At 71.2% G+C, this 15,311-nt stretch carries 17 protein-coding genes and 2 pseudogenes; 10 read left to right on the top strand and 9 right to left on the bottom strand.

Features of this window, described 5'->3' with window-relative positions:
• Positions 1–16: 16 nt before the first annotated feature.
• Positions 17–331 (bottom strand): AzlD domain-containing protein, encoded by a 315-nt coding sequence (locus ABB07_RS16430; protein WP_208899403.1) that lies wholly within the window; start codon positions 329–331, stop codon positions 17–19.
• Positions 328–1,026: an AzlC family ABC transporter permease gene (locus ABB07_RS16425; RefSeq protein WP_208899402.1), complete on the bottom strand. Its 699-nt coding sequence runs from the start codon at positions 1,024–1,026 to the stop codon at positions 328–330. Before ABB07_RS16425 ends, ABB07_RS16430 begins: the two co-directional genes overlap by 4 nt.
• Positions 1,027–1,103: 77 nt before the next feature.
• Between ABB07_RS16425 and ABB07_RS16420 the strand changes: the two genes are divergently transcribed.
• Positions 1,104–1,667, top strand: coding sequence for a helix-turn-helix domain-containing protein (locus tag ABB07_RS16420; protein ID WP_208899401.1), 564 nt, complete (start codon positions 1,104–1,106; stop codon positions 1,665–1,667).
• A 147-nt stretch (positions 1,668–1,814) separates the two neighbouring features.
• Here ABB07_RS16420 and ABB07_RS16415 read toward each other — a convergent pair whose 3' ends face one another.
• Complete coding sequence (locus tag ABB07_RS16415; protein WP_003992177.1) at positions 1,815–2,018, bottom strand: cold-shock protein; 204 nt, start codon at positions 2,016–2,018, stop codon at positions 1,815–1,817.
• Between the two features lie 286 nt (positions 2,019–2,304).
• On the opposite strand from ABB07_RS16415, the gene ABB07_RS16410 reads away from it, so the two are divergent.
• Positions 2,305–3,153, top strand: a complete 849-nt coding sequence (locus ABB07_RS16410; protein WP_208899400.1) for a menaquinone biosynthetic enzyme MqnA/MqnD family protein — start codon at positions 2,305–2,307, stop codon at positions 3,151–3,153.
• A gap of 51 nt (positions 3,154–3,204) precedes the next feature.
• A complete protein-coding gene (locus tag ABB07_RS16405) occupies positions 3,205–5,091 on the top strand; it encodes a serine/threonine-protein kinase (protein ID WP_208899399.1) in 1,887 nt (628 codons plus the stop codon).
• 26 nt (positions 5,092–5,117) lie between these two features.
• Here ABB07_RS16405 and ABB07_RS16400 read toward each other — a convergent pair whose 3' ends face one another.
• On the bottom strand, positions 5,118–6,152 hold the full coding sequence (locus ABB07_RS16400; RefSeq protein WP_208899398.1) for a DUF8017 domain-containing protein: 1,035 nt from the start codon (positions 6,150–6,152) through the stop codon (positions 5,118–5,120).
• A gap of 199 nt (positions 6,153–6,351) precedes the next feature.
• On the opposite strand from ABB07_RS16400, the gene ABB07_RS16395 reads away from it, so the two are divergent.
• From ABB07_RS16395 to ABB07_RS16385, 3 genes are all read left to right on the top strand, one after another.
• A complete protein-coding gene (locus ABB07_RS16395; protein ID WP_208899397.1) occupies positions 6,352–7,155 on the top strand; it encodes a prepilin peptidase in 804 nt (267 codons plus the stop codon).
• Positions 7,156–7,235: 80 nt separating this feature from the next.
• Complete coding sequence (mqnC, locus tag ABB07_RS16390; protein ID WP_208899396.1) at positions 7,236–8,435, top strand: cyclic dehypoxanthinyl futalosine synthase; 1,200 nt, start codon at positions 7,236–7,238, stop codon at positions 8,433–8,435.
• 7 nt (positions 8,436–8,442) lie between these two features.
• Complete coding sequence (locus ABB07_RS16385) at positions 8,443–9,048, top strand: amidohydrolase family protein (RefSeq protein WP_208899395.1); 606 nt, start codon at positions 8,443–8,445, stop codon at positions 9,046–9,048.
• Between the two features lie 13 nt (positions 9,049–9,061).
• On the opposite strand, the pseudogene ABB07_RS40845 reads toward ABB07_RS16385, so the two are convergent.
• Positions 9,062–9,229: pseudogene (locus ABB07_RS40845) on the bottom strand (hydrolase); the annotation flags it as partial.
• Here ABB07_RS40845 and ABB07_RS16380 point away from each other — a divergent pair.
• Together ABB07_RS16380 and ABB07_RS16375 are read left to right on the top strand one after the other, a co-directional pair.
• Positions 9,222–9,468 (top strand): annotated as a pseudogene (locus ABB07_RS16380) (acyltransferase family protein); the annotation flags it as partial. The pseudogenes ABB07_RS40845 and ABB07_RS16380 overlap by 8 nt on opposite strands.
• Positions 9,469–9,543: 75 nt before the next feature.
• A complete protein-coding gene (locus ABB07_RS16375) occupies positions 9,544–10,239 on the top strand; it encodes a demethylmenaquinone methyltransferase (protein WP_208903475.1) in 696 nt (231 codons plus the stop codon).
• A gap of 25 nt (positions 10,240–10,264) precedes the next feature.
• On the opposite strand, the gene ABB07_RS16370 is transcribed toward ABB07_RS16375, so the two are convergent.
• Positions 10,265–10,573: a PASTA domain-containing protein gene (locus ABB07_RS16370; RefSeq protein WP_208899394.1), complete on the bottom strand. Its 309-nt coding sequence runs from the start codon at positions 10,571–10,573 to the stop codon at positions 10,265–10,267.
• 129 nt (positions 10,574–10,702) lie between these two features.
• A complete protein-coding gene (locus tag ABB07_RS16365; protein ID WP_208899393.1) occupies positions 10,703–11,209 on the bottom strand; it encodes a GNAT family N-acetyltransferase in 507 nt (168 codons plus the stop codon).
• 97 nt (positions 11,210–11,306) lie between these two features.
• Here ABB07_RS16365 and ABB07_RS16360 point away from each other — a divergent pair, with 97 nt between their 5' ends.
• The gene (locus tag ABB07_RS16360; RefSeq protein WP_208899392.1) at positions 11,307–12,599 is read left to right on the top strand and encodes a geranylgeranyl reductase family protein; all 1,293 of its coding nucleotides are present in this window, start codon (positions 11,307–11,309) and stop codon (positions 12,597–12,599) included.
• Between the two features lie 3 nt (positions 12,600–12,602).
• Here the strand turns inward: ABB07_RS16360 and def are convergent, their stop codons facing one another.
• Positions 12,603–13,232: a peptide deformylase gene (gene def / locus ABB07_RS16355; protein ID WP_208899391.1), complete on the bottom strand. Its 630-nt coding sequence runs from the start codon at positions 13,230–13,232 to the stop codon at positions 12,603–12,605.
• A gap of 151 nt (positions 13,233–13,383) precedes the next feature.
• Positions 13,384–14,193 (bottom strand): C40 family peptidase, encoded by an 810-nt coding sequence (locus ABB07_RS16350; protein ID WP_208899390.1) that lies wholly within the window; start codon positions 14,191–14,193, stop codon positions 13,384–13,386.
• Between the two features lie 751 nt (positions 14,194–14,944).
• On the opposite strand from ABB07_RS16350, the gene ABB07_RS16345 reads away from it, so the two are divergent.
• Positions 14,945–15,304 carry an NADH-quinone oxidoreductase subunit A gene (locus ABB07_RS16345; RefSeq protein ID WP_003992243.1) on the top strand — a complete coding sequence of 120 codons (360 nt, stop codon included), beginning with the start codon at positions 14,945–14,947 and terminating at the stop codon, positions 15,302–15,304.
• The last annotated feature ends 7 nt before the right edge of the window (positions 15,305–15,311 follow it).

Raw genomic sequence — 15,311 nt, 5'->3', positions numbered from 1 at the left:
CCGGCCCAGCCCCGGTCTAGCCCACCCCCGCCAGCCGCAGCAGCGCGGTCGTCGTCGCCGCGGCCACGACCACGACGGGGAACGGCGCCCGGCGCCAGGCCAGGACGCCCGCGACCAGGACCCCGGCGGGGCGCGCCCAGCCCGCGAAGCCGCCGGACTCCGTCAGCGCGCCGGTGGCCAGCAGGGCGACGAGCAGGACCACCGCCCCGGCCGAGGCCAGCTCCTGTGCCCGCGCGGGTATCTCGACCCGCCCGTGCAGCACCGGCCCCACCAGCCGGAAGGCGTACGTGCCGACGGCCAGCGCGAGGATCACCACGACGGTGGCGTTCATACGGCGGCCTCCACGCGCTGTCGGCGGTGCAGGAGGAGTCCGGCCAGGGCGAGCAGCACCGGCACCCCGGCGGGCACGGCGGGCGTCACCGCGAGGGCGATGACCGCGCCGAGCAGGGCACAGCGCCGTACCGTCGCATCGCCCCGCAGCTGGGGCAGCACCAGCGCCACCAGTACGGCGGGGAACGCGGCGTCGAGGCCGTACCGGGCCGTGTCCCCCAGGGCGTCCCCGGCGAGTGCGCCGCCCAGCACACCGATGTTCCAGACGGCGAACAGACCGAGCCCGGAGATCCAGAACGCCCTGCGCTGCCGTACCGGATCGGACTGGGCGAGGGCGAAGGCGACCGTCTCGTCGGTGACCAGGTGCGCGCCGAGGAAGCGGGCCGCGCGCCCCGTACCGATGATCTCCGCGACCGCCAGGCTGAACGCGGCCGTGCGGGTGTTGAGCAGCAGCCCCGTCGCCGCGGCGGCGATCGGCCCGCCCCCGGCGAGCAGCACGCCCACCGCGCTGAACTGGGCCGAGCCGGCGTACACCACCAGGGACATGAGCACCGGCACCCACATCGGGAGGCCGCCCGCCACGGACACGGCGCCGAAGGAGACGCCGACGACCCCGCTGGCGAGCCAGACGAGCGAGCTGTCACGGACCAGGGACATGTCATCAGGTGTTCGCGCTGTTCGCTGTACCGAACGCATGTTTCCTACAATGGACAGCAGATCGCCTGTCCGTCAAGGCGAACGATCGTACCGATGAAGCGAACGGAGCGAACGCGATGTCCGAGCCCCCCGCCCGGCTCCCGTTGGAGTGGATCGCCACAGCGCTCAAGCGCGAGCGGGCCCGCACCGGGCTGTCCCTGTCCGAGCTGGCCAAACGCGCCGGAATCGCGAAGTCGACGCTCTCCCAGCTGGAGGCGGCGGGCGGGAATCCGAACGTGGAGACACTCTGGGCGCTCGCGGTCGCCCTCGGGGTGCCGTTCAGCGCGCTGGTCGAGCCGCCCGCGCCGCAGGTCCAGGTGATCCGCGCCGGCGAGGGCCCGGAGGTCGCCTCCGGGCAGGCGAACTTCGTCGCCACCCTGCTGTCCGCGAGCCCTCCCGGGGCCCGGCGGGACGTCTACCGCCTGCGCGCCGAGCCGGGGGCTGCCCGGATGTCGGACCCGCACATCCCCGGCACGGTCGAGCACCTGATCGTCGGCTCGGGCCGGATGAAGGCGGGCCCCGCCGGGCAGGAGGTGGAACTGGGGCCCGGCGATTACCTGACCTACCGCGGGGACGTGGCGCACTCGTACGAGGCGCTGGAACCGGGGACGACGTTCATCCTCGTCATGCAGCACACGTGAGCCGGGAGGCCGCGGGAGGCCGCGGGAGGCCGCCGGGAATTCACCCGGAATTCATGGACGGCCGGGCCGGAAAAGGCAGGAGCCCCGTCGCCGGAACGGCGCGGGGCTCCTTGGGTACTGCTCTCAGGTTCTGCGATCAGGCAGAGATCAGACGGGGGTGACGTTCTCCGCCTGCGGACCCTTCGGGCCCTGCGTCACGTCGAAGCTCACCTGCTGGTTCTCCTCGAGGGAGCGGAAGCCGGAGGCGTTGATCGCGGAGTAGTGAACGAAGACGTCGGGGCCGCCGCCCTCCTGGGCGATGAAGCCAAAGCCCTTTTCGGCGTTGAACCACTTAACGGTTCCGGTAGCCATAAGCCCTCCTTGGGCTCAAAAGGGTTGCCCTGCTCCAGAACCTGCAAGTGTGAAACGGTGCTGCACAACTGCATACTTCTGAAAACGACGAGAGCCTGCGGTTACATGCTCCGCAGGCTCTGTACTGCAAGGGAAACCAAACTGCAACTTGCGGCAAGCCTAGCATCCGGGCGGCCGAAAGCAATAGGGGTCAAGATCACGTCACCCGGAGGTTTGAACACCCGATAGCCCGTTTGGCGGTGGGGGCGGTCCCGGCGCCGTACGGCACGGGGTCTAGTCTCGCGATGTGGACAATTCTCGCACCCGGCCGCGCGTCGGCCACATCCAGTTCCTGAACTGCCTGCCCCTGTACTGGGGGCTCGCGAGAACCGGCACCCTACTCGACTTCGAGCTCACCAAGGACACCCCGGAGAAGCTCAGCGAGCAGCTCGTGCGCGGCGACCTCGACATCGGCCCCGTCACCCTGGTCGAGTTCCTGCGCAACGCGGACGACCTGGTCGCCTTCCCGGACATCGCCGTCGGCTGCGACGGCCCGGTGATGTCCTGCGTGATCGTCTCGCAGGTCCCGCTGGACCGCCTGCACGGCGCCCGGGTCGCGCTCGGCTCCACCTCCCGCACCTCGGTCCGCCTCGCCCAGCTCCTGCTCGCCGAGCGCTACGGCGTCCAGCCCGACTACTACACCTGCCCGCCCGACCTCAGCCTGATGATGCAGGAGGCCGAGGCCGCCGTCCTCATCGGCGACGCGGCGCTGCGGGCGAACCTGCTGGACGGCCCGCGCTACGGCCTCGAGGTGCACGACCTCGGCGCGCTCTGGAAGGAGTGGACCGGCCTGCCGTTCGTCTTCGCGGTCTGGGCGGCCCGCCGGGACTACGCCGACCGCGAACCGGACATCACCCGCAAGGTCCACGAGGCGTTCCTGGAGTCCCGCAACCTCTCCCTGGACGAGGTCGCCAAGGTCGCCGAACAGGCCGCCCGCTGGGAGGCCTTCGACGAGGCGACCCTGGCCCAGTACTTCACCACCCTCGACTTCAGCTTCGGCACCCCCCAACTGGAGGCCGTCGCCGAGTTCGCCCGCCGCGTCGGCCCGACGACCGGCTTCCCGGCGAACGTGAAGGTGGACCTGCTGCGGCCGTGAGCGGGCATCACTAGGCTGCCGTACAGGAGGCGTCGAGGGGGAGAGTGCGCCATGCAGCCGCTGGAAGTCGACGAGCCGGCCACCGTCGGGCCCTACCGGCTGCTCGGCCGGCTCGGCTCGGGTGGCATGGGCCGGGTCTACCTCGGCCGCAGCGCGGGCGGCCGTACCGTCGCCGTGAAGATCGTGCACCCGCACTTCGCGCTGGACGAGGAGTTCCGCGCCCGGTTCCGGCGCGAGGTGGCGGCCGCCCGCCGGGTCGGCGGCGCCTGGACCGCACCCGTCCTGGACGCGGACCCGGACGCCCCGGTGCCCTGGGTGGCCACCGCCTACGCGGCCGGCCCGTCCCTCGCCGCGGCCGTCACCGACACCGGCCCGATGCCCGCGCACACCGTACGGGCCTTGGGCGCGGGCCTCGCCGAGGCGCTCACGGCCGTACACGAACAGGGCCTCGTACACCGGGATGTGAAGCCCTCCAACGTCCTGCTGACCCTCGACGGCCCCCTGCTGATCGACTTCGGCATCGCGCGGGCCATGGACGGCACGGCCTCCCTCACCTCCACCGGCGTGTCGATCGGCTCCCCCGGCTACATGGCCCCCGAGCAGATCCTCGGCAAGGGCGCCACGGGCGCCGCCGACGTCTTCTCCCTCGGCGCGGTGCTGGCCTACGCGGCGACCGGCGAGCCGCCGTTTCGCGGGGACTCGTCCGCCGCGCTGCTCTACAAGGTCGTCCACGAGGAACCCGAACTGGACTCCCTGGACGGCGACTTGCGCGAGCTGACCGCATCCTGCCTGGCCAAGGACCCCTCGTCCCGCCCGAGCCCCACCGAACTGGCCCACCACCTCGCCCCCGAGGGAGCCACCCGCCTGATCACCGGCGGCTGGCTCCCGGGCCCCCTGGTCGAACAGGTCAGCCGCAGCGCCGTACACCTGCTGAACCTGGACACGGGGGAGACGGCACCTTCGGGGCCGGTGGCTTTCGACAGCCCTGCGGTGACGGGGTCATCGGCGGGGACGCCGGTTTCCGGGGAGGGGCTGGGCGCGGGTGCGGGGCCGGCTCCGAGCACGGGTGCAGGGTCGGCTTCCGGGCCGGGGCCGGCTTCGGGCGTGGGGCCGGCTTCGGGCGTGGGGTCGGCTTCGGGCGTGGCCCCGGTTCAAGGCGCTGCCTCCATCCCTGCCCCCGCCGAGCCGAACTCGTTCGCCGGGGCCGGGGTGTTCGGGCCCGCACCGGTGATGAATCCCGGTGTGCCTGGGCCCTCTTCCGGGACCGCGACCGGTGTGGCCGGGGCTCCCCACGGCGCGCCGACCGTCGTGCCCGCGCAGCGGGACGCGCCGCCGCCCGGCCGGTTCTCCGTCAGCGTGGCGGCGGCCTCCGCGCCGGCCGAGGGCGGCCGTGGGCGCCGGCTGAGCTGCACGGTGGTGCTGGCCGTCGCCGGTGCGCTGGCCGTGGGGACGTTGGGCGTCGGCGCGCTGCTCCGGCCCTGGTTGCAGGACGACGGGAACAGCAGTGCGGGAGGCAGCGCCCCCTCCCTCTCCCAGACGCCGCCCTCGGCCTCCAACGGCGCCGGCGATCAGGGCACCGGAGCCGGCGCGATCCCGGCCCGCTACCTCGGCACCTGGGAGGGACAGGCCACCGGCCTCGGCGGCAGCCTGCCCATGGGCACCTTCCGGCTCACCGTCCGTCAGGCCGCCGTGGGCCAGGAGCTGGGACGGCTGAGGCAGACCGACCAGATCGGCGGTGTGTGCACCGATGTCCTCACCCTGAAGAAGGTGACGAAGACCCAGATCCTCGCGACCTCGACCGGCGCCAAGGACAACCCGGGGCACTGCGTACCGACCCCGCACCAGGTCGAGTTGACCCCGGTCGGCGACGACCTGAAGTTCACCTCGGACAGCTCGGCGGAAGGGAATCCGGTGGCGCGCATGTCGAAGGTGGGCTGACGGGCGAGGTGGACGCCCCTGCGGAATCAGGAGTCCGACGGGGCCTTGTAGAGCCGTACGGTGCCGAGGATTCTCCGTATCGTCGCGTCCGGTACCTCGTGGGGCACGTTCTTCGCGCCGAAGAACGACCAGGAGACCAGGCCCCCTGAGGCGTTCTTGAAGCCGAAGGTCCACGCCTTGCCGTCCGAGGCGCACTTCTTCGACTTCGGCACGCCCACGGACCAGGCCGTGCCCAGCGTGCCCTTGAGGCCGGAGTTCGTGGTGAACGCCTGGAGGGCGCCGGCCTTCACCTTCTTCTTGTCCGGCTGGGCGTACCCTCCGTACACCCAGGTCCCCGGGTCGGAGCCGGCGATGTCCTGGGTGCTCCGGTAACCGTTGTTGCCCCTCGTACCCACCTGGGCCAGTGGTGTGTTCTCCAGGGTGCCGTTCCGGTCGTCGTCCGAGGAACACCAGGTCTTCTGCAGCATGGCGACATTGCGGATCGCGATGAGCGGGTTGTCCTCCGGGTCCCCCTCCTTGGACACATAGCTGACCCAGTCGGCGGACTGGACCTCCCATTGGGGCGGGACGTCGAACGCGATTCCCTGGGTCGGGTTCGTCAGGACCTGCCAGCCCTTGATCGTGGCGGTCGCGGTGTCGGACCCACGGGGGTCGGCGGAACTCTGCGAAGATGAGGGGGAGTTGGTCGGCTTCGGGCCGGGCCCGTCGTTCTTGTGGCCGCCGAGCACCAGGAATCCGGTGACGCCCGAGGCGATGACGACCGCCCCCGCGGCGACGACTGCGACGATGCCGGCCCGGTTCCGGCCACCGCCCGTCGGCGCGGGCCCGGACGCGCCGGCGGCCGGCTGTGTCGGCATCTGCCAGGGCTGAGGCTGCTGGTAGGGGTTCGACTGGAAGGCGCCAGGGCCGGGTTGCTGGTAGGGGTTCGGCTGACCGGGGCCGGGCTGCTGGTACGGGTTCGGCTGACCGGGACCCGGCTGCTGGTACGGGTTCGGCTGGTGTCCGACCTGGGGCTGCTGCGGGTTCTGGCCGCCCCCCGGCGACTGCTCTCCTGGCCACATGTGCGGTAACGATACGGCGGCCGTCTCCCGTACCACGACCGAGGGTCTGGGTACGCCCCAGGCGGGTCCGCTCCCAACTCCCCACGCCTGACGGTCGATAGGATTCAAGCATGGACGCCTCTCACACCCTCACAGAGGCCCGCGACAGGGCGTCTCACGCCGAGGGGCCCGCACGGCGCGCCGGCGTCGCCGCGGCCGGATGAGCGGGGTGCTGCTGTGGGTCGCCGCCGCGCTGTGGGGCGCGGTGGCGGGAGCACTGCTTCCCAGGGCCGCCTACCGCTTCGCCGTCCCGGCGGGGGAGGAGTGGCGGGACCGGTGCCCCCGGGGACACGCGCTGCGGGGCTGGCTCGGGCCGGCGCGCTGCGGTCGGTGCGGGCGGGGTGGCGCGGGTTCCGCCGGACCGCTCGGGGCGGTGGAGTCGTCCGGTGCGGTGGAGTCGTCCGGTGCGGCCGAGCCGCCGTACGCCCCCTCCGTCCCCCTCCTCTCCGCGGCGACCGCACTTGCGTGCGCCGCGCTGGCCGCCGCCACCGGAACCCGCCCGGAGCTGGCGGTCTGGCTGCTGCTCGCGCCGGTCGGCACCTTGCTGGCGGCCGTGGACTTCCGGGTGCAGCGGCTGCCCGACCCGCTGACCCTGCCGCTCGCCGCGGCCGCCCTCGCCCTGCTGGGCCTCGTCGCGCTGCTGCCCGAGCACGCCGGTCACTGGTCCACCGCGCTGTACGGCGCCCTCGCGCTCGGCGCCGGCTACTACGCGCTGTTCCTCATCAACCCCGCCGGCATGGGCTTCGGCGACGTCAAGCTGGCCGTCGGCATGGGCGCCGTACTCGGCTGGTACGGCTGGTCCACCGTCCTGCTCGGCGCCTTCGCCGGTTTCCTGCTCGGCGCGCTGTACGGCGGTGCGCTCGTCGTCGTACGGCGGGCGGGCCGGAAGACGGCGATCCCGTTCGGGCCGTTCCTGCTGGCCGGGGCCTTCGCCGGGCTGCTGATCGGCGCGTACGCGGCCTGACGTCGGTGCGGTGAAGGCGCTGGCGTAGGCTGGTTCGGTCCGTCCAGACCCCTTACGAACCCTGACGAAAGGGACGCCCGGTGACCGAGAAGGCCGACCTCCAGTCCGTGCTCGACCGAGCCGCAGCGGGCGGACGCATCACGCCCGAGGAGGCGCTCGACCTCTACCGGGACGCCCCGCTGCACGCGCTGGGCGCCGCCGCCGACGCCGTACGCCGCCGCAAGTATGCCGGTACCGAGCACATCGCGACGTACATCATCGAGCGGAACATCAACTACACGAACGTGTGCGTCACGGCGTGCAAGTTCTGCGCCTTCTACGCGGCCCCCAAGGACAAGGACAAGGGTTGGACCCGCGACCTCGACGACATCCTGCGCCGCTGCGCGGAGACCGTCGAGCTGGGCGGCACCCAGATCATGTTCCAGGGCGGCCACCACCCGGACTACGGCGTCGAGTACTACGAGAAGCACTTCCGGGCCATCAAGGAGGCCTTCCCGCAGCTGGTGATCCACTCGCTGGGCGCCTCCGAGGTCGAGCACATGGCCCGGATCTCCGGTGTGCCGGTCGAGGAGGCCATCACCCGGATCCACGAGGCGGGCCTCGACTCCTTCGCCGGCGCCGGCGCGGAACTGCTCCCCGAGCGCCCCCGCAAGGCCATCGCGCCCCTCAAGGAGTCCGGCGAGCGCTGGCTGGAGATCATGGAGACCGCGCACCGGCTGGGCGTGGAGTCGACCTCCACCATGCTGATGGGCACGGGCGAGACGAACGCCGAGCGCATCGAGCACCTGCGGATGATCCGGGACGTACAGGACCGCACGGGCGGCTTCCGGGCCTTCATCCCGTACACCTACCAGCCCGAGAACAACCACCTGAAGGGCCGGACGCAGGCCACGATCTTCGAGTACCTCCGGATGATCGCCATCGCCCGCCTCTTCCTCGACAACGTCCAGCACATCCAGGGCTCGTGGCTGACCACCGGCAAGGAGGTCGGCCAGCTGTCGCTGCACTACGGCGCGGACGACCTCGGCTCGATCATGCTGGAGGAGAACGTGGTCTCCTCGGCCGGCGCCAAGCACCGCTCCAACCGCCTGGAGATCATCGACCTCATCCGCAAGGCGGGCCGCGTCCCGGCGCAGCGCTCCACGACGTACGAGCACCTGGCCGTCCACGACGACCCGGCGAACGACCCCGTCGACGTGCGGGTGATGTCCCACATCTCGTCCACGGCCATCGAGGGCGGCACGGCCCACCCGGAACTGAAGCTGCTGGCGTCCAACTGAGGCCGCCTTGCTGACGATTCACACCGACTCCAGGGGCCACGCCCTCGCCGTCGAGGGGGAGTTGATCGCGAGTGCCGGTCCCCTTGAGGAACTGGTCGCCGTGTACCCGCACGCGCGCGTGCGCTCCTGGCCCGGCATCCTCACGCCGGGGCTCGTCAACCAGCACGGCACCGAGTTGCTGGAGGAGGCGTACCACCCGGACCCCCGGGAGGCCGACGAGCTGGGCACCGAACCGCTGACCGGCGACGCCCTCACCGCGCTCGCGCTCGACGACGCCCGCTGGGGCGCGAGCGCCCGGCGCGGGGCGCAGCGCATGCTGGCGCACGGCACGGTCGCGGCGGCCTGCGAACCGCTGCGCAACCGGGCGGTCGCCGACGCCGTACGGCGCACTGGACTGGTGCTCGCGGGTCGGGCCGCCCGCCCGGCCGGCGTCCCGTCCCTCGACCCGTTCGCGGCCGGGGTACCGGCGGTGTTCGCCCCGGCCCGTGACCGGGGCTCGGCCGCCCGCTTCGCCGTCTTCGACGTCCGCGACGAGAAGGAACTGACCGAACGGGGCGCGGGCACGTGCGTGGCGACGGTGCTGGCAGGCCGACTGGTGTTCAGACGCCGCTGACTCCTGCGACGGTCTACCCCCCGAACGCCTCCCCGAACGCCCCCGCCCCCCTGACTCACCCCGCTGCAGTCGGTCGCCGCGTCGTCCGCCCCGGACTCTCGCCCGTACACCGCCGGTCCTGGAAGGCGGCCCACATCGACACCCAGGCGATCCCCTTACGCTCCGCGAACCTCCGCACCTGGATGCCGGGCCGGCAGATCGTCTACTGGGTCGTCCCGCTCGGCGACCCCCCGGGCAACGCCCGGGGCGAGCAGGCCTGGGAGATCCTCTGGTACCTGCGCACGTATCTGTGGTTCGTCCTGCTCTCCCCGGCCCTGCTGTGGATCTTCCGCGGCGCCCGTCCGCGTGCTGCTCCTGTCCCGCGCCCCGATCCTGGTCCTGAACTTCCTCTCTCCTGATCGCCGTCTTCGTCCTGCTGTGCGGCTGGGTGGAGGATGTCGCGGCGCGCAGGGCACCGAGGCTCCTGCCGTGAGACCGGGCTGCAACAATGGGCGGGTGACCCGCGCTTCCCTGAACAAGCAGCCGCACGAAGTCGCCTCGATGTTCGACGACGTGGCGGAACGGTACGACCTGACGAACGACGTGCTGTCGCTCGGCCAGGACCGGGTGTGGCGCAAGGAGGTGGCCAAGGCGGTCGACGCGCGCCCCGCACAGAAGGTCCTCGACCTGGCCGCCGGTACGGCCACCTCGTCGCTGCCCTTCGCGCGCACGGGCGCGTACGTCGTCCCCTGCGACTTCTCGCTCGGGATGCTCCAGGTCGGCAAGCGCAGGCACACCTGGCTGCCGTTCACGGCCGGCGACGCGACGCGGCTGCCCTTCAAGGACGACACCTTCGACGCCGTGACGATTTCCTTCGGGCTGCGCAACGTCCAGGACACCGACGCGGCGCTGCGGGAGATGTACCGGGTCACCCGGCCCGGCGGACGGGTGGTGATCTGCGAGTTCTCGCACCCCACCTGGGCGCCCTTCCGGACCGTCTACACCGAGTACCTGATGCGGGCGCTGCCGCCGGTCGCGCGCGCGGTCTCCTCGAACCCCGACGCGTACGTCTACCTCGCCGAGTCCATCCGCGCCTGGCCCGACCAGCCCGCCCTCGCCGAGCGGCTGCAGAAGGCGGGCTGGTCGAGGGTGGCCTGGCGCAACCTCACCGGCGGCGTGGTCGCGCTGCACCGGGGCTTCAAGGAGAGCTGAGGCCGCGGGGCCGACGGACGGGCGCTCAGCGGTTGATCATCTCGAAGGCGTCACCGGGCTCACCGAGTTCGCGTTGCAGGCCACCGGCGGGCGGCCGCGGGACGCGTGGCTCGCGCACGCCTCCGCCGCCCTCTCCGTCGCCGAAGTCGAACCACACGTACACCATGGAGTCCCGGGGCACCTCGGCGCCGGGCTGCGGGTACTGGCGTACGACGTAGTCGACGACCGCGAGGTGGAAGTCCGGGCGGTCCGGCGCATTGAGGAACAGGCCCTGCGCCCGGGCCGTTTCGCGCGCGTCCACGGCCATCATTCCGACCAGCCGTGGCACGCGCACTTCGGGTGTTTTGGGTGTTATGCGCACAGATGTCACCCCCAGCGGTACTGGAAGGGTAACTCCCGTGCGCCCCGGCCGGAAGGAGTTGGTGTCTTTCTGTGACAGTTGACTACTCTGCGTGAGTAATGGTCAGAGGGTCAGCCGGAAGCAGAGGGCGTCCTCGTCCAGGGTGGGATGCCGGTAGGTCTCCGCCGGGCGCATGCCGAGCCGCCGGGTCACCGCGATCGACCGCTCGTTGCCCGGCCGGACCATCGCCACGACCTCCTTGACCCCGGCCTGGCGCACCCGCCGCAACGTCTCGTGCGCGGCCGCGGTGACGTACCCCTTGCCCCAGTGCGCGCGGCCCAGCCGCCAGCCGATCTCCATCTCGCCGACCGGACCCCAGTCGGGCCGCCAGGGCTGCGCTCCGGTGAAGCCGATGACCTCACCGGACTCGTCCAGCATGGTCCACAGGCAGAAGCCGAGCTCGGCGTCGTGCCGCCGCTGCCGCGCGGTGAGTTCCTCGTAGACCGACAGCGCGGCCGGCTTGCCGCCGTAGAACTCCATGACCTCCGGGTCGTCGAAGACCCGGTGCCAGGCGATCGCGTCCTCGTGGGTGGGGACGCGCAGCCGTACCGCGGGGAGAGGTCGGTTCACAGGGCAGCCCTTCAGCCGGGTGATCAATTCTGCTGAATAGACTGCCCATGTCCAGTGCCGGTCGGCACGCAGATTTCGAACTTGGGGAGATCCCGCCGTGACCGTCGTGAAGGAGCCCCTCTCCGAGAACACCGCCGACGTGATCGTCGTCGGCGCGGGGCCGGCCGGCTCCACGACCGCGTACCACCTCGCCAAGGCCGGTCTCGACGTCCTGCTCCTGGAGAAGACCGAGTTCCCGCGCGAGAAGGTGTGCGGCGACGGCCTCACCCCGCGCGCGGTCAAGCAGCTCGTCGCCATGGGCATCGACATCTCCGAGGAGGCCGGCTGGCTGCGCAACAAGGGCCTGCGCATCATCGGCGGCGGCTCCCGACTCCAGCTGGACTGGCCGGAACTCGCCTCCTACCCGAACTATGGACTGGTCCGCAAGCGCGACGACTTCGACGAGCAGCTCGCCCGTAACGCCCAGAAGGCGGGGGCGCGGCTGTACGAGCGCTGCAACGTGAGCGGCCCGGTCATCGACGACCGCACCGGCCGCATCACCGGCGTCACCGCCAAGCTCGGCGAGGAGAAGCGCGAGGTCACCTTCCACGCGCCGCTGGTCGTGGCCGCCGACGGCAACTCCACCCGGCTGTCCCTGGCGATGGGCCTGCACCGCCGTGAGGACCGCCCGATGGGCGTAGCGGTCCGGACGTATTTCACCTCGCCCCGCCATGACGACGACTACCTGGAGTCCTGGCTGGAACTGTGGGACCGCCGCGGCCCCCAGGACCGCCTGCTGCCCGGCTACGGCTGGATCTTCGGCATGGGCGACGGCACCTCGAACGTCGGCCTCGGTGTGCTGAACACCTCCGCCTCCTTCAAGGAGCTGGACTGGCGCGAGATCCTCAAGGCCTGGTGCGCCTCCATGCCTCAGGACTGGGGCTACACCCCGGAGAACATGACCGGCCCCATCCGCGGCGCCGCCCTCCCCATGGCCTTCAACCGCCAGCCCCACTACACGCGCGGCCTGCTGCTCGTCGGCGACGCCGGCGGCCTGGTGAACCCCTTCAACGGCGAGGGCATCGCCTACGCCATGGAGTCCGGCCAGATCGCCGCCGACGTCATCGTCCAGGCACACGCGCGTGCCACACCCGCCCAGCGCGAGATCGCCCTGCAGCGCTACCCGCGCGTCCTCAAGGACACCTACGGCGGCTACTACACCCTCGGCCGCGCCTTCGTGAAGCTCATCGGCAACCCGAAGGTCATGCAGATCGCCGCCCAGCGGGGTCTCACCCACCCGCTGCTGATGAAGTTCACCCTCAAGCTCCTCGCGAACCTCACCGACCCCACGGGCGGCGACGCGATGGACCGCATCATCAACGGCCTGAGCAAGGTGGCCCCGAAGGCGTAGGCCTCACCGGGCCCGGCGCAGCTCTGCCGCCCTGGCGGACCGGCGGGCGAGCACCTCGTCCCGCCGGTCCGCCATCTGCCGCAGCGCATCCTTTTCGTCCCGCTTGGAGAGCCGATCCAGGTAGAGGCGCCCCTCGGTGTGGTCGGTCTCGTGGATGAGACAGCGCGCGAAGTACCCCGTGCCCTCGACGACAAGGGGGTTGCCGTCCCTGTCCTGCCCGCGCACGACGGCCCGGTCCGGCCGCGCCACGGCCATCACGGCACCCGGCACCGACAGACAGCCCTCGCCCTTGTCCAGCAACCGTCGCCCGCTCGTGGGCGTTTCCAGCACCGGATTGACGATGTGTCCGACATGCCGGACTCCGTCGTCATCGGGGCAGTCGTACACGAAAAGCCGCAGACCGACCCCTACCTGATTCGCGGCGAGTCCCGCCCCTTCGGCGACATAAAGGGTGAGGAACATGTCGTCGATGAGTGCGGCGAGGTCGGGCCCGAACTCCGTGACGTCCCGGCACGGCTTGTGCAGGACCTCCTCGCCGGCCTCGGTGATCCGGCGCACCGCGCCGCGCCCGGCCTCGGGGGCGTGGCGGGGGTAGTGGTCGGCGGGCCTTCCCTGGACGAACACGCGTGGCATGACGCGGTCTCCTTCGCTCGTGGACGGACCGCCGGCCGGCGGTCCGGTCAGAGCTTGTCAGGAAGGGACCCGGAGGCGCGCCGGGAACGGCGCAAGGGCCGCTGCCCCCGAGCGGCTGCGGCCCTACGCGCGTGAGAGGTGCGTGGTGCGCTCAGAGCACCCGCACGGCGCCGGTCGGCGGGTCGTACGACAGCGGGTGCTCCCCGACGCCGCTGGAGGGGTTCTGCGCGCCGACGAACATGCCGTCGCCCACGTACACCGCGACGTGGTAGGCGCTGCCCGCGCTGCCCCAGTACAGGATGTCGCCCGGCTGCAGGTTGCTCAGCGAGACCTGGGTGCCCTGCGTCGACTGGTCCTGCGAGACGCGCGGCAGGCTGATGCCCACCTGCTTGAAGGCCGTCTGCACCAGGCCGGAGCAGTCGTACGCCGAGGGGCCGGTGGCGCCGGAGACGTACGCCTTGCCGATCTGCGCCTTGACGAAGGCGACGACGGCGGCGGCGGAACCGGTGGCGGTGGAGCTGCTCGCGGAGGTGCTGCCGGTGTCCGTGGCGGCGAGCGTCGTCCGCTCGGCGTTGCGCGAGGCACGCGCGGCGGCGGCCCTGCGGGCGGCCTCGTCGGCCTTCTTCTTGGCCTCGGCGGCCTTCTGCTTGGCCTCGGCGAGGTCCGCCTTGGCCTGCTTCGCGGCCTTTGCGGCGGCCGCGTCGCGCTCGGCCTGCAGCTGGTAGTTCGCGGCGGCCTGCTGGGTGGCGTCCGCGGACTTGGCTGCCTGAGCGGCCAGGTCGGCCGTCAGGGTGGGCAGTTCCAGGGTCTGCGTCACCGGCTCGGCCGCGTTCGCCGAGCCGGACGCCCCGGCGACTGCCAGGCTGCTGAGGACGCCACCGGCAACTCCGGCCCGCATCGCGAGGGTCGACGCGCTGCGGCGGGGCTTCCGGTGGCTGCGTATGTGAGCGGTGTGGGACATGGGAACAAGCGGTACCAGGGGCTCCTTCATATCTTCAAGAAACGTGTGCTGCGCCACAGTTGCTCAATCGAGACCTGGAATCCCGGGCGTGTCGCTCTTTATTGACGCCGTAACGGACATTGCGGACGTCGGTGATCAAGGGCTTGATCACGGTCTTTGATCATTACGTCCGAATTGCCCCCCACCTACCACCGGTTGGGGTCGTTGGCCAAGCCCGGTTCTCAGGGGTCTCTCATCGATGTGGCGGAGGTCACGGAACGGTCACCGGAATCGCGGCGTCCCGTGCGCGCGGAGCTCGTGAATGTGTGCACGCGTCCACATGCCCGTCCACATCGCACCGCGCACCTCCCTCTGATGTGTGAACGCGCCCTCTAGCAGGCGCCCGCGTCCAGCGCCAATTTGCATGCAGCGGAACTCTCTTGATATGGAGACGCGCCCTCCGGCCTGCGATGACAAGCGAGAATGTCACTTCTCGTGATCAACTGAACGCTTCGCGTATGAAGATCACTCATCATCCGACTTCATGATCCTTCGTCAGGTGGTGGAGATCACAAAGCTCGTGCAATACCCCGTGTCGCAGATCACAGAGCGACGGGCATAAGATGCGTGGCAACTGGGCTTGTGACCTGCTTCACATGTTCTCGATCTTCGCCCGGGACGGCGGGGTTCGTGGGGCCGGTGAGGCGGAAGTGAGCGCAGTGCACCAGTGCAACCGCCAGCAGTCAGCGCCGACTGAGAGGAGCGAGGAGCGGTGAACGCGTATGCGCCCATCCTCGTACTGGGAGCCCTCGGGGCAGGCTTTGCGATCTTCTCCGTGGTCATGGCCACGCTGATCGGTCCGAAGCGGTACAACCGCGCCAAGCTCGAGGCCTACGAGTGCGGCATCGAGCCGACCCCCACGCCGGCCGGCGGCGGGCGCTTCCCCATCAAGTACTACCTGACGGCGATGCTCTTCATCGTCTTCGACATCGAGATCGTCTTCCTCTATCCCTGGGCCGTCACCTTCGACGCCCTGGGGATCTTCGGGCTCGTGGAGATGCTGCTCTTCGTGCTCACCGTCTTCGTCGCGTACGCGTACGTGTGGCGGCGCGGCGGCCTGGAATGGGACTGAGGGGCCT

Source organism: Streptomyces incarnatus (assembly GCF_001027185.1).
In the GTDB taxonomy this organism is placed as follows: Bacteria; Actinomycetota; Actinomycetes; order Streptomycetales; family Streptomycetaceae; genus Streptomyces; species Streptomyces puniciscabiei.
The sequence above is the reverse complement of the archived record's forward strand: the minus strand, read 5'-3'. Positions and strand labels throughout refer to the sequence as shown.

Excerpts from the sequence above, each read along its gene's own strand:
- ABB07_RS16430 (WP_208899403.1), bottom strand. The coding sequence starts at position 331 with ATGAACGCCACCGTCGTGGTGATCCTCGCGCTGGCCGTCGGCACGTAC.
- ABB07_RS16425 (WP_208899402.1), bottom strand. The coding sequence starts at position 1,026 with ATGCGTTCGGTACAGCGAACAGCGCGAACACCTGATGACATGTCCCTG.
- ABB07_RS16420 (WP_208899401.1), top strand. The coding sequence starts at position 1,104 with ATGTCCGAGCCCCCCGCCCGGCTCCCGTTGGAGTGGATCGCCACAGCG.
- ABB07_RS16415 (WP_003992177.1), bottom strand. The coding sequence starts at position 2,018 with ATGGCTACCGGAACCGTTAAGTGGTTCAACGCCGAAAAGGGCTTTGGC.
- ABB07_RS16405 (WP_208899399.1), top strand. The coding sequence starts at position 3,205 with ATGCAGCCGCTGGAAGTCGACGAGCCGGCCACCGTCGGGCCCTACCGG.
- ABB07_RS16400 (WP_208899398.1), bottom strand. The coding sequence starts at position 6,152 with ATGTGGCCAGGAGAGCAGTCGCCGGGGGGCGGCCAGAACCCGCAGCAG.
- ABB07_RS16395 (WP_208899397.1), top strand. The coding sequence starts at position 6,352 with ATGAGCGGGGTGCTGCTGTGGGTCGCCGCCGCGCTGTGGGGCGCGGTG.
- def (WP_208899391.1), bottom strand. The coding sequence starts at position 13,232 with ATGCCACGCGTGTTCGTCCAGGGAAGGCCCGCCGACCACTACCCCCGC.
- ABB07_RS16350 (WP_208899390.1), bottom strand. The coding sequence starts at position 14,193 with ATGTCCCACACCGCTCACATACGCAGCCACCGGAAGCCCCGCCGCAGC.